The following is a 19,776-nucleotide window of genomic DNA, read 5'->3' on the forward strand; positions in this document are numbered from 1 at the left end:
CGCAAAAACGACGAAAATTAGAAGCCTTTTCATAGATCGCCTTAAATTTTGATATACGGTTATTATAAAATAACTTTTCTAATGCGGCGCTGATATTTGAGGTTCGGGCGGTGATTTTATAAATCGATCGCATTAAATTGATCGCCGCGCGAGCAAAATTGAAGCTTGGGCGTATGCAATTTTAGCTTATCTGCGCGATTTTAAGCGGTACGACTTGTAAAATATCGCTACTTTTTGAATTAAAAATTTTAAAATTTTGACGAGGAGGCTCCGCTTTCAAGCGGAGCGTGAAATTTAATGAGGAATTTAACGAGATTTAGGCTTTATGGGCCCAAATCTCGCTCGGCCGCACAAAAGCTGCAATATCTAAAACTCGCCTCCAACTGCGGCGATCCATTTATCAGCCCTCGCCTGCCAGTGGTCATCGCCTTTAAAATCGATCGTAAGACCTACAAATTTGCCGTTTATGAAGGCGCGCGAATGTTTAAATTTATATCCCTCTGCGCCCCAAGCGCCGATGAGATCGGCCTTTTTAAGCACTGGCAAAAACGCACTCATACCGCTGCAAAAATCGCTGCCGTGGCGCTCGACGTTGCCAACGCCTATGAGCGCGACCTTGCGTCCGTCAAAATCAGTTTTATTCAAAAGCTCCAATTTGTCGTCAAATTTAGCCTGGATCTGTCCGTCGCCGTGCGTCGAAGCCGCAAAAATAAACGCGCCGGCTCCCGCTAAATCCTCCTCGCCAAGCTCTTTGGCCTCCTTGATCTCAAAGCCGAGCTTTGAAGCGATGTATTCGCTCACGACCTTCGTATCGCCGCCTTTGGTGGCGTAAACTAATAGTTTTTTCATTTTCTCTCCTTTAAAAACAATAACAATTCTAACTAAATAAGATAAAATCTCGGTTAAAATAGATTTTGCTCGGCGGGTAAAACTTTAAATTACGACAGAAAAAGCATTAAATTTTATAAAGTATTGAATAATACGATGGGCGAAGCATTAAATTTTATGAAGCATTAAAATTTACGAAGCAGTGAAATTTTATCCAAGAATTTTATAGCGGCGAAAAGCAGTTCAAGATAAAGCAGGCGTAGGTTGGATGATTTTGTGCGATACTAGCAGGCGCACTGTTTGTGCGCCGCAGCGAAATATTTTTGCAAAATCATCCGTTAAATCTTTAGAAAATTTTCAAAGATCAGCTTACCAATCTCGTTGCATCTTGGATATTGATGTTTAGTCCAAGCTGCTCATTGCTTAGCCCAAGAGCAAGGCCTACCAGCTGGGATAGGTGGATGATCGGCTTTCTTGCTTTAGAATTCGTCGCTTCTTGGTATCGCTCCTGATAGATATCTAGCTGCATCTGGCATAGCGGACAAGGAGTAACTACGACGTCCGCTCCGTGCTCGGCAGCGTCATTTACGATCTCGCTTGACATTTTAGATACCGATTTTACCGCAGGATAGCTAGCGTGAAAGCCGCAGCAATCAAGGCGTTTTTCAAAAGGCACTATCTGAGCGCCAAGTGCGCTAACTACCGCTTCAAAGCTTTTAGGATTGGTTGAGCTTTCTTTTTTAAGCTCGCGCTCCGGTCTTAATGAGTGGCAGCCGTAAAATAGCGCTACCTTTAAATTTGTTAGCGGCCTCGTGACTTTAGCTTTTAACGTGTCTAAGCTTTGATATAGCACCCAAAGCAAGCTCGTTATCTCGGTACTTCCCTGATACTGCATACCGCCCTCTTTTAAAAAGGTATTTATATAGTTTTTCGCTCCCTTATCTAAAGTAAGTTTAGCCTTGGTTAGAGTTAGCATACAGGTAGAGCAGGTAGTTAGCAGAGGCATATTCATACCCTCGGCTAGCGCGATGTTTCTAGCATTAGCTACTAGGCTCGCCATAGGATCGACGCATTGAGCTTGACTAGCCCCGCAGCAGCTCCAGCCTTTTATCTCATGAAGTTTAATACCCAGCACCGGAGCGATCGCTTCAAGTGAAATTTTAGATTCCTTTGCGGCTTGACTCAAAACGCAACCCGGGAAAAATGCAAATTCGTTATTCATCCTCTCCTCCTTATTCTATCTCGCCGCTAGCTTGAGCTTTGCGTGCGGCCTCTATCATCTTAACGAGCCCTGCATGTCCTTCAATCTCCTCTTCGCCGAAAGCATGAAGAGGATTCATCTTGCCCGCAGCCATTAAATTTGCCGCTACGTCCATCTTGCCCATATTTGCAAATACGCCTTCGCTTCTTAGAGCAAGCTTGATCTCGTTTAACCTTCCGCTTCCCTCTACGATATCTAGTAGGAACGCCTCGGCATGAGCTGGACCGCTTCCTGCGGTTAAGCCCTTTTTCATCGCTAGAGCGCGAAGTGCGGTGATATCGCTTTGAGCGCTTATTCCTTTAGGACAGCGATCGGCGCACTCTTGGCAGTGCACGCATAGCCATAATCCGTTTAGCACCGCAGGCTTTAGATGAGGCATAGCGTCCCTGCTTCTTGAATCAAACGCGGCGCGGTTAGCATGCGTGAAAACAAAGGGTTGCATATAATCGCTCGCATCAGCTCCAAGTTTATTGCATTCGCTAGCGCAACATCCACAAAGAATACAATCCCACTGCTTTTTTACGCGTTCCATCTGCTCCGGGCTTTGTTTACAGCCCTTTTCGGCACTAAATTCTTTCTTAGGCGTAATGGTTGGTTTGATCTTTCTTAAATTTTCGATACTAGGCTCCCAATCCACCACTAGATCCGAAATCACTCGGAAATTATTTAGCGGCGAGATCGTAAAGCTATCAGGATTTTCATACTCCGCAAGCAAAGCCTCCATCTTGGTATCGCAGGCGAGATATGAGTGCCCGTTTACCCTCACGGCACAGGCTCCGCATATCGCCATACGGCACGCTGCGGTAAAATTTAAAGTGATGTCTAAATTTTGCTTAATAAATTGCAAAACTCCAAGCAGGGTCTTTCCTTTGATCTGCTCCAAACTTAATTCGTAGGCTTGCTTATAATTTTTGCTTCCGTCGAAGCGGTCTATGATAAATTTCATTGAGGTTTCCTTCCGTCAAGAGAGAATTCCGTAACGACGACCTCTTTGTAGCCCAAGCTTAGCTCTCCTGCGTCGTTCATCGTCACGATACTGTGCTTTAAGAAATTTTTATCGTCGCGCTTCGGATAGTCCTCTCTGGTATGCGCGCCGCGGCTTTCCAGCCTCTTTTGCGCAGCCAAACACGCACAGCGCGCAAGCAGGATCAAATTTCCAAGCTCGACGTAGTCGGTAAATGCGGTATTCATAACCGGATTTGTATCCGCAACATGCAGTTCGTCGTAGCGCGCTTTAATGCCCTCTAAATTTTGCGAAAGCAGATCGAGCTTCTCGCCGGTTCTAAAGATGCCCATATTGTCCCAAAGCTGCGCGCCTAGCTCTTCGCGCAACTCATACATCTCGTTTGCCTTGCCCGAGCCGTTTGCGATCTGCTTAAATTTAGCCTGCCATTTTTGCGCCAGCTCGCTCGCTCTTTTGCCTGAGCCGAAGCCTTCCTGCTTCGCGGCATAATCCGCTGCGCCGAGTCCTGCGAGCTTACCCGTTACGACGGCATCGGTTAAAGAATTTCCGCCTAAGCGGTTTGCGCCGTGAATCGAGATACAAGACGCCTCGCCCGCGGTATAAAGCCCCGAAATTTTAGTGCTCATATCGTCAAATTTTGTGACTTCGATGCCGCCCATCGAGTAGTGAGCGGTAGGACGAATCGGAATCGGCTCCTCGATCAGATCGATGCCCTCAAACAAAATGGCGGTGTGTCTAATCTTAGGAAGGGCTTTTAAAATTTTATCTTTTCCGAGATGTCTTACGTCAAGCAGCACGTATGCGCCGAGCCCCTCGCCGTAGCCCCTACCCTCGCGAATCTCGGTTTCGATCGCGCGAGCTACAACGTCGCGCGGCGCAAGCTCCATCTTTTCGTGGTAGTTTTTCATAAAGCGCTCGCCTTTGTTGTTGAGCAGATATCCGCCCTCGCCTCGCGCAGCTTCGGTAATGAGCGCGCCGCCGCTTTTGATGCCTGTGGGATGAAACTGCACCATCTCCGGATCGCTAAATCCAAGACCTGCGCGCAGTGCCGCCGCGATACCGTCACCGGTGGCGATATAAGGCACCGAGGTGCGGTTGTAAAACATCCTCGTATATCCGCCCGTAGCGATTACCAAGGCTTTGCAAAGTACGGGATAAAAATCGCCGGTTTGGATATTTCGAAGCACGACGCCCTCGCATTTGCCCTCAGGCGCGCTGATCTCAAGCAGCTCGTGATCGATTAGAAATTTCACGCCGTTGCTGACCGCATCGTCAAAACAGGCGTGCATCAAGATATGACCCGTCTTATCGGCGGAGTAGTTGCATCGCTTTTTAGACGCGCCGCCCATGAAGCGCTGCGCTACGCCGCCCGGAACGCCACTTTCTTTGCCGTCCACGCCGCCGCTAGCGTTTCTGGAAAACAGCGTGCCGATATAATCCATCTCGGCAATCGTAGGGCCCGCAAGCTCACAAAATTTAATCGCGGCGTCCTGATCTACGAGATATGCGCCGCCCTTTACGGTGTCGTAGGCGTGAAGCTTGTATGAATCGCCGCCACTGAAACTCGTAACGCCGTTAATACCGCCTTCCGCCATACAGGTGGCGTTGCGCGAAGGCATCATCTTCGTAGCTACGACGACGCTGAGATTTGGATTACTCTTTCTTACCGCCACGGCTGCGCGCAAACCCGCGCCTCCCGAGCCGATAACGAGTACGTCCACACTAGGAAGGCCGCCTTCGTTGCCGCCGTCTGCGCTTTTACTCTTGTCTGTATCCACACAGCCGCTAAGGCTAAGCGCGCCGACGCTGATACAGGCGGATTTTAAGAAATCGCGTCTGTTGAAATTTGATTCGCTCATTGTACTTCCTTGAAATTTCGTTGAATGGCGGAGCCAAAACAGAATTCTTAAATTCAAGGAAATTATATATTATCAATTCTTTAAGAATATTGAAATTCTTAAATATTATTTAGTAAAAAGAGCTAATTTTATCTTTAAGCTAAAGCAGATGATTTTTGTATATTTTGCTTTATAAGATACGATTTTAACGTGATTTCAATTTGATATTTGATTTTATATAATTTCGTAAAATTTTGAATTATCGTATCATTTTGATAATACCGCCGCGCGATAACCGTCGGTATAATCTCACGCTGTATAATAGCGGTAAATCCATTTTAAGGAGGATATTATGCGAAATTTCACATTATGTTTGATCGCCGCGATCGCACTTTGTGGCTGCGCGACCCCGCAGGATCGATACGGCGGAGATGTTTATGACGCGAGCGAGACGAACCGTATGAGGCAAAGCGATCGGATCGAGATCGTCGATGTCCTGCCCACCAAAATAAACGTAGAGCGCTCCGAGGGCAATACGGGTAAAATTTTAGGTGGCGTCGCGGGCGGAACTACGGGTGCGGTCATCGGGCATAAGCTCGGCAAACATAGCAGCAGCAGGCGCTTAGCCGAAACCGTGGGGCTCGTGGGCGGCGCAGTAGTAGGCGCGGTCGCCGGAGATGCGATCCAAAACTCCCAAAAGACGGTGCAAGGCTCCAATATCATCTACAAGCTAAACGGCAAGGAATACTCATCCGTGCAAGCCGATCCGCCATGCAGATTTAGACGCGGCAAAGCTCTGCTGATCCACACGGGCAGCGAAACGCGGGTGCAGCCGAACTCGGGATGTTAACAGAACTCGGTATGTTAAATTTAAAGCCGCCCAAAGCTTGCGGTGAAATTTTAAAATTTCATCTCCGTGCGTCGCGAATTTTACTCAGCCGTCAAGCGGCATTTGAAATTTAATCGTGGCACTAAAAAATTTAAAGCGATGTTTTAAATTTTAAAGCGGCGCGGCTTTTGAAAATAGTGTCGCTAAAATTTGCGGGCGATCTAAATTTTAACTCTGCGAAATTTTAAGAGCCCGCTAAAATACTTTAATATATAATCGCCGCTTAAAAACATGGAGCGGCGATGAAAAAATTCTATCTTAAAATTTCAGCACTTGCGTTTATAATAGCATTTGCAGCGATCCCCGCTGCGGCAAAAGTAAGCGTAGATCATTTACAAACCCAAGAGGAAAAAGATTTAGCGATCTCTTGCGATAACGGCAACGGAAAATACAGCGCATGCACGAAACTAGTCGAAATTTTATCTAATAAATGCGACGGCGGAGATTATGAAAGCTGCGGGGCTGTCGGAATAATATTTACGGATTTGGGTCAATATGAATTCTCATCCGCTCCTTTGATCAAGGCATGTGAAGCGAACATCATGTCTTACTGCTCCTATCTTGCCATTAGCGATATACTTTTTACGGGAAATCTTGAAAGAGCCGCTAAGGTTTTTGACAAAATTTGCAAACAGGGAATTTCAGAGGACGAAAAGCTTGCTTGCAGCATAAGGAAAGAGATTGAAGACTGCTCTAAAGATGCAAAGTGCGATCCGCTAATGAAAGCCAAAGAAATTATCAAAGGACTATAACCATGAGAAAAATTTTGTCATTAGCATTGCTTTTATCTATGCCCTTGCTAGCAAAAAACGATATAGACATTGATATTTCTGCTGCAATAAACGATACAAACCTAAAGAATTCAGCGGATAAATGCGATTGGAACAAAGGCGATTATGAAGCTTGCTCGATATTAAAAGATACTTTATCGGCAAAATGCGACGAAAAAAATTTTGAAAGCTGCGGTGCATTGGGAATTTTATTAATATATTTGCGCAGAGAGGAAGACGCAACAAAAGCGTTAAACAAAGCCTGCGATGCCGAATTATTAAATTTTTGCCTAAACGCAGGAATGCACGATTTGTACTATACGGGCAATATAAAAAGAGCACTTGCAAATCTAAAAAAGGTATGCGATGCAACGATAGAGCCTTCGAAGAAAAAATTGGCTTGTAAGATGAGCTATGGTTTAAAGCCGTGTTTAAATGACGATGAATGCAATCCGGTGAAAAAAGCTAAAGAACTTTTGGAATAAGATTAATTTAACAGGATAAAAAAACGGCAATAATTTTATAAAGTTTGAAAAGATAAAAGGTCGCGGCGGACAATTTGAATTAGTACAACCCATCAAAAAATAATGTAAGTAGCTGGCTATATAATTTTGAAATTCTAATCTAGAAACTTTATATCTTACCTATAAAAATTTTTAAATTTTACTTTTGCAATTTTTTAATCATAAATTTATTCGAGCCTTTTAAATTTCCCCTAAAACCTCTCTTGCATATTTTATCCCCAAATCATACGCCTTTTCATTTAGCGCGCGGGTCTTTTCAGGCACAGAGCGGAGCATTTGCTCTTTTACGAGCCCTGAGTCCATACAGCGGCTAAGCTCTACTGCGATCGCTAGAGCCACGACACTTTGAGTGATGACATTTCCAACTTCGTATTTTGCGATGGTGATGATTGGAATTTCATAAATTTTAAAGCTTGCCCTATCCTCATCGCTCGGCGCTACTAAATTCGGCTCGATTACGATAACGCCGTCTTTTTTCACGCCATTTTTGAAAGCATCGTAGCTACTCTGCGCCGTTGCGAGCATGAAATCGATCTCGCCCTCGCTCGCGTAAGGATATAGAATTTCTTCATCGCTTAAGATAATATCCACTTTCGTAGGTCCGCCACGTACCTGAGAGGTATACGTAGATGCCTTGATTCCATAGCCGCCGTGTGCGATCTTTGCCGCAGCTAGAATTTCACCTGCTAAGATCACTCCTTGACCGCCCGCTCCCACAAATCTTAATTGATTCATCTTAGTCCTTCAAAATTTATCGCTTCGCCGCTTTGTGCCGCGTCTATCACCTTTTGATACGCCTTTGTGTATTCGGTGCGCCCATTATCTTCGTGTAAAACTCCAAGCGGAAATAGCCCTGCTCGCTCATCCTCGCTAAGAGCGTCAAATTTTACTTTAGAAATCGTGCGCGAATCAAGCCACTTTAGCATTTGCACTGCCTCGCTCATTTTATTTTTACGACCCAAATTTACGTGGCAGTTGCTAAAAATATCAAAAAAACTATAACCCTCGTGCTCAAAGCCCTTGGCCAAAAGTCGCTCGATTTTTTCGGGATTTGTCACGCTCTCGCGTCCGACAAAAGTTGCTCCGGCAGCAATCGCAAGCTTTGCTGCATCAAAGCTGGGATCGACATTGCCGTATTGTGCCGTAACCGTCCAAAACCCGCGCGGCGTCGTAGGACTCGTCTGCGAGTTCGTAAGCCCGTAGATGAAATTGTTTACTAAGATATGATTTAGATCGATATTGCGGCGGCATCCATGAATCGTGTGATTGCCTCCTATCGCAAGCCCGTCGCCATCGCCAGTAACTACAATTACGTGCTTATCGGGATTTGCAAGCTTGATACCCGTAGCATAAGCTATCGCACGTCCGTGCGTCGTATGGACGGTATTGCAGTCTATGTAACTAGACATCCTGCCACTACAGCCGATACCGCTTACCACGCACACATCGTCCATACTCCAGCCTATGCGGTCAATCGCGCGGATGATCGCTTTTAAGATCACTCCGTCGCCGCAGCCCCAGCACCAAAGTGTAGGCATCTTGTCCGTTCTTAGATATTTGTCGTAATCAAACGCCATTTAAAGCTCCTTTACTTTCTCGATAATCTCGCTAGGGCTGATCGGTCTGCCGTTTGCCTTAAGAAGCGTCTTAAAATCATCCCTCAAACAAGCGCGCTGCACCTCTAGCAGATACTGCCCTAAATTTAGCTCGGCGATTAAAATTTTATTAAATCTCTCCCCTAGCTCCCTTAGCTTGCGCGCTGGGCTTGGCCACAGCGTGATCGGGCGGAAAAGTCCCACACGCACGCCTTGCCCTCGTAGCTTTAAAATCGCGTCTTTTGCTGCTAAGCTAACGCTGCCGTAGGCGATGATGCAAGCATCAGCGTCATCTAGCATAAATTCCTCATATTGTACGATCTCATCTTCATGCGTCAAAATTTTATTAAAAAGCCTTTTTATAGAGCGATCCACGATCTGCTCATTTTCGGTCGGAAAGCCCTTCGCGCCGTGATGCAGCCCCGTTATGTGATAGTGATATCCCCTAAAAAATGGATTTAGCACCGCAGGCTTATCGGGTGCAGCGTCGTAGGGCTCATAATCTTTCGGACCACCTTTAAATTCCGCCCTGCGCTCGATTTTTAGATCCGAAATTTCAGGGAGCACCGCCTTTGCTTGCATATGCCCAAGCGTCTCATCAAGTAGCAAAAATACCGGCGTCATAAACCGCTCGGCTAAATTGAAGGCGCGCACGGTTTGCGTATAAGCCTCCTTTAGTGAGCCCGGGCACAGCGCGATGCTTTGAAAATCGCCGTGAGTGGGGTTGCGAGCTTGCAAAATATCGCCCTGCGCCACTCGCGTAGGAAGCCCAGTGCTAGGACCTCCGCGCATAACATTTACGATTAAAAGAGGAATTTCAGCGATAAAGCCAAGTCCAATCTGCTCTGATTTTAGCGAAATTCCAGGACCGGAGCTTGCCGTCATCGCCTTTGCACCGCTCATCGATGCGCCTAAAGCTACAGAAATGCCCGAAATTTCATCCTCCATCTGAATAAATTTGCCTCCGACCTTAGGTAGCAAGCGACTCATCTCGTGCGCGATCTCGCTGCTCGGCGTGATCGGATAGCCGCCGAAAAAATTACAGCCGCAATCAATCGCCGCACGCGCAATTAAGGCGTTGCCTGTGGAAATTACCTCTCTCATTATGCGTCCTTGGGTTTCATAAAATTATTGTTTTTGATTTTTTCAGCCATCTCTCTAGCCTGCGAGCTTAGACGAGCGAATTTAAAGCCCTTGGGCGCAACGAAAATCGCAAAATCAGGGCAGTGCAACTCGCACTCCCTACAGCCGATACAGGCGCCCTCATCCACCACGTCGATCATCATGCCCTGCACGGCGCCCTCGTCCTGTCTCATCGCGATCGCGCCGCTAGGACAGACGCTTACGCAGATGTTGCACGCCTTACAGCGGCCCTCATCCGTCCAGACGGCGCGCTGGCTCTCATTTTCGCTCATATTTTCTCCTTAATTTATCAAAATCCGCACTAAATCCCGCTTCGCGATTTAAAATTTGAAATTTTACGGCGCGAGTCTGTTTTGATCGCATTAATTTCCTCTCGTTTTTAAATTTTGCAGAGTTTAAATTTTAAAATTTTGTGGCTTTTAAAAATTTTACGTCACGCAAAATTCTGAGCCAAAGTAAAATTTTAATCTATAAAATTTTACAGCGGGCAAAATTGTGCAAATTTTAAAATTCCGCAGTGAATTAAATTTTACGCTACAAAATTCCGCGAGCTTAAATTTCTTGCCAAAGTGAAATTTGATGCTGCAAATTCTATCACAAGGATTCTGCGCTTTAAAATTTTAGCTCTGTAAATTCCGCGTCGCGTCGAATTCGCTCTATATCCACTAAAACTTCAGCCCCGCTACGCTTGCTCGCATCCGTTCAAGCTGCTCGTAAAACTCGCCCGAGTAGGCGAAATTTCTCTCTATCGCGCCCATTTTACCGACGCTTACGAAGCGCCCCAAAGGCACCCCCGATCTATCCGCGACGCAGCAGGCGAGCGTGCCGCAAGCATCAAAAAGGATGTATTTTATGATCTTTACGATCCCCGCAGCAGGCGCCAAATACGCCGACGTGCCCAGTAGCTCGCCGATCTGCGCGCCGGCGCATTTGGTATTTTGCACCGCGCGCCCGAAAATTTCATCCGAAATTTCAAATCCCAACTCGTTTTTAAGCGCGATCATCTCTTCGCTATGCGGGCCCACGATCGCGCTTCTCATCGATGAAATTTCCTTGCCGCTCGCTCGCGCAAGTTCAAATTTAAGCCGCGCGCCGTCTAGCTCGCCCGCCATGCCGATGACGCGCTCCTTTGCAAACCCGCTAGCCTGCAGCGCCGCATAGACCATCATATCAAGCGGATTGGTAACGACGACGATAATGGAGCCAGGCGCGTATTTTGCGGCATCTCGCGCGCATTGCGCGACGATGGCGGCGTTTACGCCAAACAGCTCCTCCCTGCTCTGCCCCGCCTTTCTTGCGTGCCCCGCCGTGATCACGACGATGCCTGCGTCCGCTATATCGCTAGGCTCCGTACTGCCGCTTATACGTAGGTCGCGCTCATAAACCGCCGCGGTATGGGCAAGATCTAAAGCCTTGCCGCGCGCGATCCGCTCTACAGCATCCACAAGCGCAATGCTATCTATCTTTTGGCTCAAAGAATCGCTTACGATAAGATCGTTCGCTACCACTGCGCCGATGTTTCCGGCGCCGAATATCGCTATTTTCATTGTTATCTCCCAAATATCGGTCCGCATTTTTATAATTGCGGAGCTTAAATTTTAAAATTTAAAGACGAAATCTCGTTTTTTAAATTTAATGCCGAAACGACCTTAAATTTTACCTCTGCGCCTTTACATTGCGCTCGTGCTCGGCTTGCGTGCGCGCAAAATCGTGAAGCCCCGTTTTTTTATTTCGCATAAAATACAGATACTCGCTCTTTGCGGGCGCGAAAACGGCGCGTATCGCATCGCGAGAGACTACGCACACGGGCTCTTTCGGAAGTCCGTCGTTGAGGTAGGTATTGTAGTGGCTGGTGTCGGTGCGGATGCGCTGCGGAGTGATCTTGACGTGCGAAAACTCGCCGTAATTCAGCGTGCCGTCCATCTGAAGGCGCATATTTTTAGCTAAGCGGTTGTTGATGACGGAGGCTACGAGGGGCATTTCATCTGCGTTTGCGGCCTCTTTTTGAATGACCGAGGCCTTGATCAGCACCTGCTTCCACGCCGTGGCGTTGTAATCGCCGCTAAGCTCGCGCGACAATCCTTCGTGGAATTTTTGCGCGCTTGAGATGAGGTGGTCGATGATATTTTTTTCGCTTTCGTTTTTGCTAATTTTGTAGGTTTCAGGCACCAAAAAGCCCTCGTAAAACGGCGCCGTGGCGTTGTATTCGCGCTCAAGCTCGCTAAAGCTTAGCCCGCGATCTTTCGCAAGCTGTTTTAAAAACACGATCGTAGTCTCGCCCGGGATCAGCTTAATTTCGTTCATCACGGGCTTTGCGACGCTTAGCTCATACAAAAACTGATATTTGGGCAAATTTTCGCCGCTAAGCTCCAGCTCGCCGGTTTTTGCGCCGCCGTAAAAAGAAAGTAGCCTCGCGTCGAATTTGCTAAATTTTGGATAGTTCTTTGAGAGTTGCGATAAAATTTTCGTTGAGCTGCCCTGACCTATCTGCACGGTTGTCGCGTTGCCGACGCGCTCGTGTAGATCAAAGCCCACGGCTAAAAGGACGATAGCCGCAAGCTCGATACAAATGCACGCCGCTTTGATGAGCTTTATAAAGAATTTCATGCATTCCTTTCAAAATTTAGCTGAAATTATAGGCAAATAAGCCAAAATTTTGAATAAATTTCATATTATAAGCGCAGTTTTTCGGCACGCCCGATTTGGTTTTGGGGCGGAGTTTTTTGATGAGGCGACGATGTTTAGAACTTTGGCTAGATTTTTTTTGTGCATAACCATACTTTTTATAATCTGTGCGGTAGGCCTAAAGCACGGTATTGCGATTTCGCAGCTGGACGTGGGCTTTGCAAAGCTTGAGGGGTTTTATCTCAAGCTAAATAAAGGTCTCGTGCTGCGTATCAAAAATCTTGAAATTACGCAAAATAATACACAAAATTTAGAGCAAAATTCCACCGATCTGCGCACGCAAAGCGAGAAAATTTTGGAATTTAGCAAAAAAATCTCGCTCATCAACTCCTTTTTTGAAGAGATCGACGTGCAAAATTTGAAGATCAAGGGCGAAAGTCTAAAGCTAAAATACAAAAGCGACGTTTTTTACGCCGACACGCGGTTTTTTAGGCTAAGCTCAAAGATCACGCCTGGCGCAAACGGACTTAGCTTTGATCCAATCGAGCTTGAGCTAAATGATTTTAATCTCACTCTGCACGGCACGGCACGGGCAAATTTCAAAGCCGATACGTATGATTTTAACGGCACCTTCGCTTCGCACGAGATCGCGGGCGAGCTTGACGTGCACAATATCGGCTCACAGCTGAATATCGAGATAAACCGCGCCTCGGCCTTGAGTCTGAAAAATTTTATGAATGAGCTGGGCGCACTTACGGGGCTAAATCCTCTTGCGAACGAGTGGATCTACGGCAAGGCGGTCGCGCAAAACTACTACATCGAGAATCTGCACGCCAAAATCGATCTGAAAGACCCGCGCCCGATCGCAGAAAATGTTAGCGCCACGGCTTACGCGCAGGATCTTACGATAAAATTTCAACCGCAAATCGAAGCCGTAACGGTAAAAGATGCCAACATCACGCTCAAAAACGATTTTCTAAATTTCACGCTAAATGAGCCTAAATTTAAAGGCAAAAGCCTGGAGGGAAGCGGCGTACGTATCGGCGGGCTTTTTGAAGAGAGGCCGGTCGTATATCTGGATCTGCGAACTAAAGAGAGCTTGGGCAAGGACCTTGTAGATATTTTGCAAAGCTACGGCATAGACGAGCCCGTATATCCGCTAGGCGGTGGGATCGATGCGCGCGTGCTGATAGACGTGGACGTAGAAAAGGAAAGCGCCAAGGTCGATGCGAACGTGACACTAAAAGACGCCGATCTGATGATCTCCAAAGCGAAATTTCACTCCAAGGCCGCGCGGGTGCATATCACAGAAAAAAAGATCGACATCAAAGACGCGAATCTGCAAAATGAAATTTTTAACGCCACTGCAAGCGGCAGTATCGATATCGCCACGCGCAAAGCTAAATTTAACGGCGTTATTCATAGCTTCAATCTCTCCCCGAACGGCAAAGAAATTTTAAAATTTGGCGACGCGCGAGATAATATAAGCCTTGATTTTAGCGGCAAAGCGCCGGTGCTGAGCTCGCAATTTTTAGGCGCGAAGATGAGCTTCGGCGAGCGGATCGAGATTAGCTCGCCCGATATTAGCGGAATTTTGCCATTTTCTAAGACGCTTAAAAACGCGGGCATTAGCGGCGGAGATCTTAAAATTTTAACCAGCGATTTTACAAACTTAGATATCAGCAGCAGCAATCTCATCTTTGATTTCGGTCTGCTGAACAAGGACGGAAGCCATTATAAAAACGACTCTTTCGCGCTTAGAGTGCGCGGAGGCGATCTGGACGGCTCTAGCGGAAGCGGTAAAATTTCTCTCAAAATCAACAAAGGCGGCAACTTCGTCTCTTTAAAAGACGTGGACGTCGCGATCAATACGAGCGTGCAAACCAGCGAGTTTAATAGCGGCACAAAGGAGCGCTCGCCGATAAATTTCAGCGGGCAAAACTCTTCCATCGTGCTATCCGATCTTAATAAGACGCTGAAATTTACGCACTTTAACGGCGTGCTGGACGGTAAAAATATGAATTTAAACGCAAGCTTTAAACGCGGCGACGTGAAGTTAATCTTTAAAAAGAGCTTGCTTCAAATTTTTGCGCAAAACATCAGCGGCGAGGCGCTTAATCAATTCCTAGGCTCGCAGAGCTTCGACGGAGGGGTATTTACACTGAAAGCAAGCGGCATCGATCCGCGCAACTACCGCGGCGAGATAAACGTGCAAAACACCTATCTGAAGGACTACATCATCTATCAAAGGCTGCTTAGCTTTATAAACTCGGTGCCGTCGCTGCTTACGTTTAAGACGCCCGATTTCAACGATCGCGGCTTTAGCGTGCAGAGGGGCAAAATTTACTTCCGCCGCAGCGGCGATAAAATTTACATAAACGCGATGAGCTTTACCGGCAGTAGCGCAGACATCGCGGGCAACGGTGAAGTGGATATGAAAAGCGGTGCGCTGAATATCGATCTGGAGCTTAAATACCTCAAAGACGCAAGCTCGATAATCTCAAAAATCCCGCTGCTAAATCATATCATCTTGGGCGAAAACAACACGATCTCCACGATCATCGAGATTCGCGGCACGATGAAAAAGCCTACCTACTCGACCGGCGTTGCGACCGACGTGCTAAAAACGCCGTATAATCTAATCAAAAACACGCTAATGCTGCCTTTTGTGATCTTCGGCGATAGCGAGGAGAGCAGATGAAATTCCCGCTCGATTATAAGGATAGTTTTGAAAAATCGCTGCTGTTTTGGCTCGTAAAATTCGTGCGCTACAAGCTAAGCGCGCTATCGAATAAGGAGCTGAAAAACGACGCGCTGTTTCGCCGCGCCAGCCTGGCGCTAAATCACGAAGTAGCAAGCATCGAAGAGCTCGAGCGGCTCGCAAAAGACGCACGAAATGCGGGTCTTACCGGCATCAATACCTATTTTAATCCGCTTAAAAAATTTTACGAAGCGATCGTAGAATATAACCTTGAAAGCATGAGAAATATCGACGAGGAGCTTTTGAGCGAAATTTTAGCCTCCATTACGGGCGGGCTGAGCGATGCGAGCAAAAAAAACTACCGAATCGCGCTGATAAATTTTTTCGGCTTCATCGACCGCCAAAACGAGCAGGACGACACCTCGCACAACTTCGGCATCGAGCTTAAGCACTGGGGCGGCGTTAGCGGCAGCCGCGGCACGAAGCTTCCTGAGTTTATGAGCGAGGAGGAGCTGAGGCGGTTTTTGGATGCGATAAATCTAAGCGAGTTTCGCTCCTTTGCGCATCGCAACCGCCTGATCGTAAAAATCATCGTCTACACGGGTATCCGCGTGGGCGAGGCGATAAATCTCAAGCGCAAAGATATCACGCCAGAGGGCGATCTTTTCGTCATCCGAATCCGCGGCAAGGGCAACAAATACCGCATCGTAATGATCAAGCGCCACCTGATCGAGGAGCATCTAAACGCGCTGGAGACGAACTTTGCAAACAAGGAGGGCTATCTTTTCGTCACCAAAAACGGCGCGCCGCTTACCCAGGCATACGTCAGCGGCATTGTGGAGAAAATTTTAATGAGCGCGGGCATCCGCAAGGAAAAAAATGGCGCTCACATGCTGCGCCACACCTTCGCGACGATGCTTTATAAAAAGCAAAAGGACCTCGTGCTCGTCCAAGAAGCCCTCGGGCATGCAAGCCTAAATACTTCGCGCATCTACACCCACTTCGATAGCGACAAACTGCGCCTTGCAGCGAAAGTCGCGGAGGAATTCGAGGAGTGAAATTTTAAAATTTGAGGTAGCGAGAGGCTTGCTTGAGCGAGATTTTTTGGGATTTCGTTTTGAAGCGGCTTTGAAATCGTTTTTTATGGAATTTATTTCACAAAAGTTTTGGAATTTTATTTTGAAAATTTTAAAATTTATTTTTCATATTCGAATAACAAAACCCAAAATCCTGCCTTTCGCATTTTATAATTTAACTCATTAACTCGGCAAAATTTAAAATTAACGCGCGAGCCTTAGAGCTTGATTACAAAAAATCTAAAATTTTACTCTTTTTGGAATATAGAATAATTTACTTTTTAGATTTTCTCATGTGATTTTGCCTAAAATTCCAGATAAATTTAGTGCAAAATTTCATTTAAATTTTTACGATACGGGATTCATCCGAGGATTTTATAAGCAAAAGATAAACGGCATATTAAGAGGTAGCGGATATAAAATTTATCAGCAAATTCCGCAAGGATGGAATTTATGATTTAAAATTTAAACCCTCGAAATTTTATAGTTTGATTTGCTTTCAAATTCTCATCACACCGAATTCGCCTTAAAATTAAAGACACAAAAGATTTGCCACCAAAGTTTGCTGCGAAATTTACCGACGCGAAGCTTGCTTCGTAAACAGCGCAGGAATCATATAGGAATTTATACTAAAAATTTAAAGAGATAAAATCATCAGCATGATTATTTTAGATTTATTTTACGACAGAAATCCCGCTCTTGCGAGCAGGATTTCATTTCTTAGGGGGATAAGAAAAGGAGTTTAGGCTAAATAAATTTAGCCCGAGATTTCGTCTAGCCACGGAGTCCGCGGCAAAAAGGAGCAAAAAGACGAAATCTCGCGCAAAATTTTAAGCCAATATTTAAGCGATCGGCTCGCGACAATAAACGAGATTTGCGACGGCTTCGAAAGCTATCGCAAAAACGCCGTGCCGCAAGCATCAAAATTAAACGAGCCTTTGTTTTTTGAAATACTCGCGCGGAGCCTTGCAGAGCGGACAGGCGCCGGGAGCTTTCTTGCCGCGATGAACGTGGCCGCAGACCTCGCACACCCAAACTTCCTCGTCAAAACTCTCGAAAAAGCCCTCTTCTAGCAGAATCTTTTGAAGCTCGTTGTATTCGCGCTCGTGCTCCTCCTCGACCTTGCCGATAGCGTTAAAAAGGCGCGCAACCTCTTTTTTACCCTCTTCGGTTGCGATTTTAGCGAAGCTCGGATACATGCTCTCGTGTTCATAGTGCTCGCCCGCGGCGGCATCGAGTAGATTTTTATCCATCTTATCAAGCGGAATGCCTGCGGCTGCATGATGCGCCTTTAGCTCGGCTCTGGCGTGCCATTTTTCATTTTCGGCAGCCTCGTAAAAATGTCGCGCAATGGCGTGAAAGCCCGCCTCTTTGGCCAAATCGCCATAAAGATCATATTTGTTGCGCGCCTGAGACTCGCCTGCGAATGCCTTCATTAAATTTACCTGCGTCAGATCCTCGGTGATGCATTTCATCGGCTCGCCGCAGCAGCTAAGCGCGCCGCCGCCTACTTTTTGCACCTCGACCTCCGCGCCGCATTTTTCGCATCTATATGTTTCGTATTGTCTCATTATCAATTCCCTATCAAAATTTTTAGGGAATGATACCACGACTACTATTAAATTTTACTTAATAAATTTTATTCTTCTCAATAAATTTATGTTTTTGAGAAAATTTCAGCACGAAATTTTCGTCCGGAAAATCTAAACTTAAGATTTTCCAAAGCAAATGAAATTTCAAGCAAAAGCGCTAACGCTCGATTATCTAAAAATATGAAATTTAGTTTTTTGACTCATTTAGTCTGCGATTTTCAAGGCTAGCCACATCATTGGAAATTTTTTAAAATTTAAAGTTATCTCAAAAATAACTTGCTAATTTTGCCGCGCAGTCTTGTTTACGAGTATATAACGATGCTCGGCAAAAAGTAGCTTTAAATGCGCCAACGAGCCGCCCGATTGTAATTATGAAGCGTTAAAAGCTTAATTAAGGGCACTGCAGCATTACCATTTTGCCGCTATGATCGGTAATATCTGAGAATTTATGAATGTCAAATTCTAAGCCGCAAATCGAGCAAGGAGGAAATTTATCGATTTCCTTCTCGCCTAAAAGCGAGCAAATTCCGCCTATTGCCGGATTATGTCCAACGACAAATACGCATTCTGCGCTAGCTGCATTAAAATTTTGCATAACATCAGTGCTAGAAATTTCTACATTGTTGCAAGATATCGCATTATTTTCGCTAATGCTAGCGGGAATTTTAGTGCTCTTAAAAGTAGAATTTTCAGCGTTTGCGTCGCGATGTTTTTCGCTACTCAGACCAACCGCATTGTATTTTTCAACATTCACACTGAACCCAAAAAATCGTTTCTCATCCAAGCTGCGAACAAACTTTGCCAAATCCCATAAGCTTACGTCGTATAACTCTCGCAATGACGCTACCCTTTTTGTCGCATCCAACGCATTAGCGATAATTTGCGCCGTATGGAGTGCGCGTATAGCCGAGCTTGTAATAATTAAATCAGGCGTAAGTCCCAAGCTACGCAGCTTTTCTCCGAGTTTAATTGCGCAAAGTTCACCCGCATGGCTTAATGCCCGCTCAAAATCGCTTCCATTGCCACTTTGCGCCTCGGCATGTCTTATAAAATATATCCGCTTCATATGCATCCTTTCATAAAATTTTATGTATAATTTAGCGTTAAATTCTACAAAATTCTAAATTTTTTCTGGATCATTCCAAAGCCATAACCAACCACAAATCCCGCTATGTGCGCATACCATGCTACATTTACGCCCATTAACATCGGCGCAAAGCTCATTATCAAAATCGCGATAAAAATCCCGCCCGCATTGCGTTCATCAAAATAAGCAATCACGCCTAAAAGCACGCAAATAGCGCCGCTAGCGCCTACGATATTGACGATTTCTCCCATGCTCATGGCATAACGGATATAAATCAGGCACAAAGCGCCGCTCAGCAGCCCGCCTGCGATATAAAGTAGCGTAAATTTTATCCCACCGAACGCTCGCTCTAAAATCCCACCGAATTGATACAAAACTGCCATATTCATCACTAGATGCATCACTCCGCCGTGCATAAAAAATGAACTTAGTAGCTGCCACGGCATTCCTTCGAAAAAATACGGATTGAGCCCAAAAAATAGATAGGACTTAAAGCCAAAAAAATATTCTAATGCGAATGAAATCACGAAAAATAGGACATTCGCCACAATGATCGCGAGAGTAAATTTGCCTGATTGCATGAAACTCCTTAAATTTTTCACGCATAGTAGCGAAATTTTGATTAAATTAAAGGCGTCGTGTAATTTTATAGGCTCGAGATAAATTATAGATAAGCTAGTATCAAAATTTTGGCAATAGTTTTAGTTGCAAGCGCCTTAATAAATAGCTGCGCTAAAATTTAGATCGTAAATCTTTTTTAAAACTTTACGGAATTCATAGAGTTTATCCGACGTAAATTAAAAAGCAAACACACTGTAAATTTAAAAACGATAAAATTGCAGTTATATGAAGCTATTTTGCAGAATTTTATATAAAATTATAA

The 19,776-nt window shown here is 45.6% G+C and carries 18 protein-coding genes; 5 read left to right on the top strand and 13 right to left on the bottom strand.

All coding sequences use genetic code 11. The annotated features are described in order from the left end of the window. Positions 1-366 precede the first annotated feature (366 nt). The 4 genes from Q0238_RS03880 to sdhA form a co-directional block, all read right to left on the bottom strand. Positions 367-849, bottom strand: a complete 483-nt coding sequence (locus Q0238_RS03880) for a flavodoxin domain-containing protein (RefSeq protein ID WP_297943075.1) — start codon at positions 847-849, stop codon at positions 367-369. A gap of 343 nt (positions 850-1,192) precedes the next feature. Then, positions 1,193-2,050: an 8-methylmenaquinol:fumarate reductase membrane anchor subunit gene (gene sdhE, locus Q0238_RS03885; protein ID WP_297943077.1), complete on the bottom strand. Its 858-nt coding sequence runs from the start codon at positions 2,048-2,050 to the stop codon at positions 1,193-1,195. A 10-nt stretch (positions 2,051-2,060) separates the two neighbouring features. Further along, on the bottom strand, positions 2,061-3,035 hold the full coding sequence (gene sdhB / locus Q0238_RS03890) for an 8-methylmenaquinol:fumarate reductase iron-sulfur subunit (protein ID WP_297943079.1): 975 nt from the start codon (positions 3,033-3,035) through the stop codon (positions 2,061-2,063). Then, positions 3,032-4,912, bottom strand: a complete 1,881-nt coding sequence (sdhA, locus tag Q0238_RS03895; RefSeq protein WP_297943081.1) for an 8-methylmenaquinol:fumarate reductase flavoprotein subunit — start codon at positions 4,910-4,912, stop codon at positions 3,032-3,034. The genes sdhB and sdhA overlap by 4 nt, the downstream gene beginning before the upstream one ends. A gap of 331 nt (positions 4,913-5,243) precedes the next feature. Between sdhA and Q0238_RS03900 the strand changes: the two genes are divergently transcribed. From Q0238_RS03900 to Q0238_RS03910, 3 genes are all read left to right on the top strand, one after another. Further along, positions 5,244-5,741, top strand: coding sequence for a hypothetical protein (locus tag Q0238_RS03900; protein ID WP_297943083.1), 498 nt, complete (start codon positions 5,244-5,246; stop codon positions 5,739-5,741). Between the two features lie 281 nt (positions 5,742-6,022). Continuing rightward, positions 6,023-6,532 carry a hypothetical protein gene (locus tag Q0238_RS03905; protein ID WP_297943085.1) on the top strand — a complete coding sequence of 170 codons (510 nt, stop codon included), beginning with the start codon at positions 6,023-6,025 and terminating at the stop codon, positions 6,530-6,532. Between the two features lie 2 nt (positions 6,533-6,534). Further along, on the top strand, positions 6,535-7,035 hold the full coding sequence (locus Q0238_RS03910; protein WP_297943087.1) for a hypothetical protein: 501 nt from the start codon (positions 6,535-6,537) through the stop codon (positions 7,033-7,035). Positions 7,036-7,254: 219 nt separating this feature from the next. On the opposite strand, the gene Q0238_RS03915 is transcribed toward Q0238_RS03910, so the two are convergent. From Q0238_RS03915 to mltG, 6 genes are all read right to left on the bottom strand, one after another. After that, positions 7,255-7,809: a 2-oxoacid:acceptor oxidoreductase family protein gene (locus Q0238_RS03915; protein ID WP_297943089.1), complete on the bottom strand. Its 555-nt coding sequence runs from the start codon at positions 7,807-7,809 to the stop codon at positions 7,255-7,257. After that, on the bottom strand, positions 7,806-8,651 hold the full coding sequence (locus Q0238_RS03920) for a 2-oxoglutarate ferredoxin oxidoreductase subunit beta (RefSeq protein ID WP_297943091.1): 846 nt from the start codon (positions 8,649-8,651) through the stop codon (positions 7,806-7,808). Before Q0238_RS03920 ends, Q0238_RS03915 begins: the two co-directional genes overlap by 4 nt. Continuing rightward, complete coding sequence (locus tag Q0238_RS03925) at positions 8,652-9,773, bottom strand: 2-oxoglutarate synthase subunit alpha (RefSeq protein WP_297943093.1); 1,122 nt, start codon at positions 9,771-9,773, stop codon at positions 8,652-8,654. It abuts the gene before it with no gap. Continuing rightward, complete coding sequence (locus Q0238_RS03930; RefSeq protein WP_297943095.1) at positions 9,773-10,084, bottom strand: 4Fe-4S binding protein; 312 nt, start codon at positions 10,082-10,084, stop codon at positions 9,773-9,775. The genes Q0238_RS03925 and Q0238_RS03930 overlap by 1 nt, the downstream gene beginning before the upstream one ends. Before the next feature lie 393 nt (positions 10,085-10,477). Continuing rightward, entirely contained in the window at positions 10,478-11,359 is an 882-nt protein-coding gene (locus Q0238_RS03935; protein ID WP_297943098.1) for a malate dehydrogenase, read from the bottom strand. Positions 11,360-11,468: 109 nt separating this feature from the next. Continuing rightward, positions 11,469-12,419 (bottom strand): endolytic transglycosylase MltG, encoded by a 951-nt coding sequence (gene mltG / locus Q0238_RS03940; RefSeq protein ID WP_297943100.1) that lies wholly within the window; start codon positions 12,417-12,419, stop codon positions 11,469-11,471. A 130-nt stretch (positions 12,420-12,549) separates the two neighbouring features. Here mltG and Q0238_RS03945 point away from each other — a divergent pair, with 130 nt between their 5' ends. After that, the gene (locus Q0238_RS03945; RefSeq protein WP_297943102.1) at positions 12,550-15,138 is read left to right on the top strand and encodes an AsmA-like C-terminal domain-containing protein; all 2,589 of its coding nucleotides are present in this window, start codon (positions 12,550-12,552) and stop codon (positions 15,136-15,138) included. After that, on the top strand, positions 15,135-16,196 hold the full coding sequence (locus tag Q0238_RS03950; protein ID WP_297943104.1) for a tyrosine-type recombinase/integrase: 1,062 nt from the start codon (positions 15,135-15,137) through the stop codon (positions 16,194-16,196). The genes Q0238_RS03945 and Q0238_RS03950 overlap by 4 nt, the downstream gene beginning before the upstream one ends. A 944-nt stretch (positions 16,197-17,140) precedes the next feature. Here the strand turns inward: Q0238_RS03950 and Q0238_RS03955 are convergent. The 3 genes from Q0238_RS03955 to Q0238_RS03965 all read right to left on the bottom strand — a co-directional run bounded on the left by Q0238_RS03955 (position 17,141) and on the right by Q0238_RS03965 (position 19,474). Continuing rightward, entirely contained in the window at positions 17,141-17,785 is a 645-nt protein-coding gene (locus tag Q0238_RS03955) for a ferritin family protein (RefSeq protein ID WP_297943106.1), read from the bottom strand. A 412-nt stretch (positions 17,786-18,197) separates the two neighbouring features. Beyond that, positions 18,198-18,872, bottom strand: a complete 675-nt coding sequence (locus tag Q0238_RS03960) for a histidine phosphatase family protein (RefSeq protein WP_297943108.1) — start codon at positions 18,870-18,872, stop codon at positions 18,198-18,200. A 44-nt stretch (positions 18,873-18,916) separates the two neighbouring features. Then, a complete protein-coding gene (locus Q0238_RS03965) occupies positions 18,917-19,474 on the bottom strand; it encodes a rhomboid family intramembrane serine protease (protein WP_297943110.1) in 558 nt (185 codons plus the stop codon). Positions 19,475-19,776: the final 302 nt, after the last annotated feature.

Source organism: uncultured Campylobacter sp. (genome assembly GCF_938045775.1).
Taxonomy (GTDB): domain Bacteria; phylum Campylobacterota; class Campylobacteria; order Campylobacterales; family Campylobacteraceae; genus Campylobacter_B.

Bases quoted from the DNA above. Each gene is read 5' to 3' on its own strand.
- Q0238_RS03880 (WP_297943075.1), bottom strand. From the start codon at position 849: ATGAAAAAACTATTAGTTTACGCCACCAAAGGCGGCGATACGAAGGTC.
- sdhE (WP_297943077.1), bottom strand. From the start codon at position 2,050: ATGAATAACGAATTTGCATTTTTCCCGGGTTGCGTTTTGAGTCAAGCC.
- sdhB (WP_297943079.1), bottom strand. From the start codon at position 3,035: ATGAAATTTATCATAGACCGCTTCGACGGAAGCAAAAATTATAAGCAA.
- sdhA (WP_297943081.1), bottom strand. From the start codon at position 4,912: ATGAGCGAATCAAATTTCAACAGACGCGATTTCTTAAAATCCGCCTGT.
- Q0238_RS03900 (WP_297943083.1), top strand. From the start codon at position 5,244: ATGCGAAATTTCACATTATGTTTGATCGCCGCGATCGCACTTTGTGGC.
- Q0238_RS03905 (WP_297943085.1), top strand. From the start codon at position 6,023: ATGAAAAAATTCTATCTTAAAATTTCAGCACTTGCGTTTATAATAGCA.
- Q0238_RS03910 (WP_297943087.1), top strand. From the start codon at position 6,535: ATGAGAAAAATTTTGTCATTAGCATTGCTTTTATCTATGCCCTTGCTA.
- Q0238_RS03915 (WP_297943089.1), bottom strand. From the start codon at position 7,809: ATGAATCAATTAAGATTTGTGGGAGCGGGCGGTCAAGGAGTGATCTTA.
- Q0238_RS03920 (WP_297943091.1), bottom strand. From the start codon at position 8,651: ATGGCGTTTGATTACGACAAATATCTAAGAACGGACAAGATGCCTACA.
- Q0238_RS03925 (WP_297943093.1), bottom strand. From the start codon at position 9,773: ATGAGAGAGGTAATTTCCACAGGCAACGCCTTAATTGCGCGTGCGGCG.
- Q0238_RS03930 (WP_297943095.1), bottom strand. From the start codon at position 10,084: ATGAGCGAAAATGAGAGCCAGCGCGCCGTCTGGACGGATGAGGGCCGC.
- Q0238_RS03935 (WP_297943098.1), bottom strand. From the start codon at position 11,359: ATGAAAATAGCGATATTCGGCGCCGGAAACATCGGCGCAGTGGTAGCG.
- mltG (WP_297943100.1), bottom strand. From the start codon at position 12,419: ATGAAATTCTTTATAAAGCTCATCAAAGCGGCGTGCATTTGTATCGAG.
- Q0238_RS03945 (WP_297943102.1), top strand. From the start codon at position 12,550: ATGTTTAGAACTTTGGCTAGATTTTTTTTGTGCATAACCATACTTTTT.
- Q0238_RS03950 (WP_297943104.1), top strand. From the start codon at position 15,135: ATGAAATTCCCGCTCGATTATAAGGATAGTTTTGAAAAATCGCTGCTG.
- Q0238_RS03955 (WP_297943106.1), bottom strand. From the start codon at position 17,785: ATGAGACAATACGAAACATATAGATGCGAAAAATGCGGCGCGGAGGTC.
- Q0238_RS03960 (WP_297943108.1), bottom strand. From the start codon at position 18,872: ATGAAGCGGATATATTTTATAAGACATGCCGAGGCGCAAAGTGGCAAT.
- Q0238_RS03965 (WP_297943110.1), bottom strand. From the start codon at position 19,474: ATGCAATCAGGCAAATTTACTCTCGCGATCATTGTGGCGAATGTCCTA.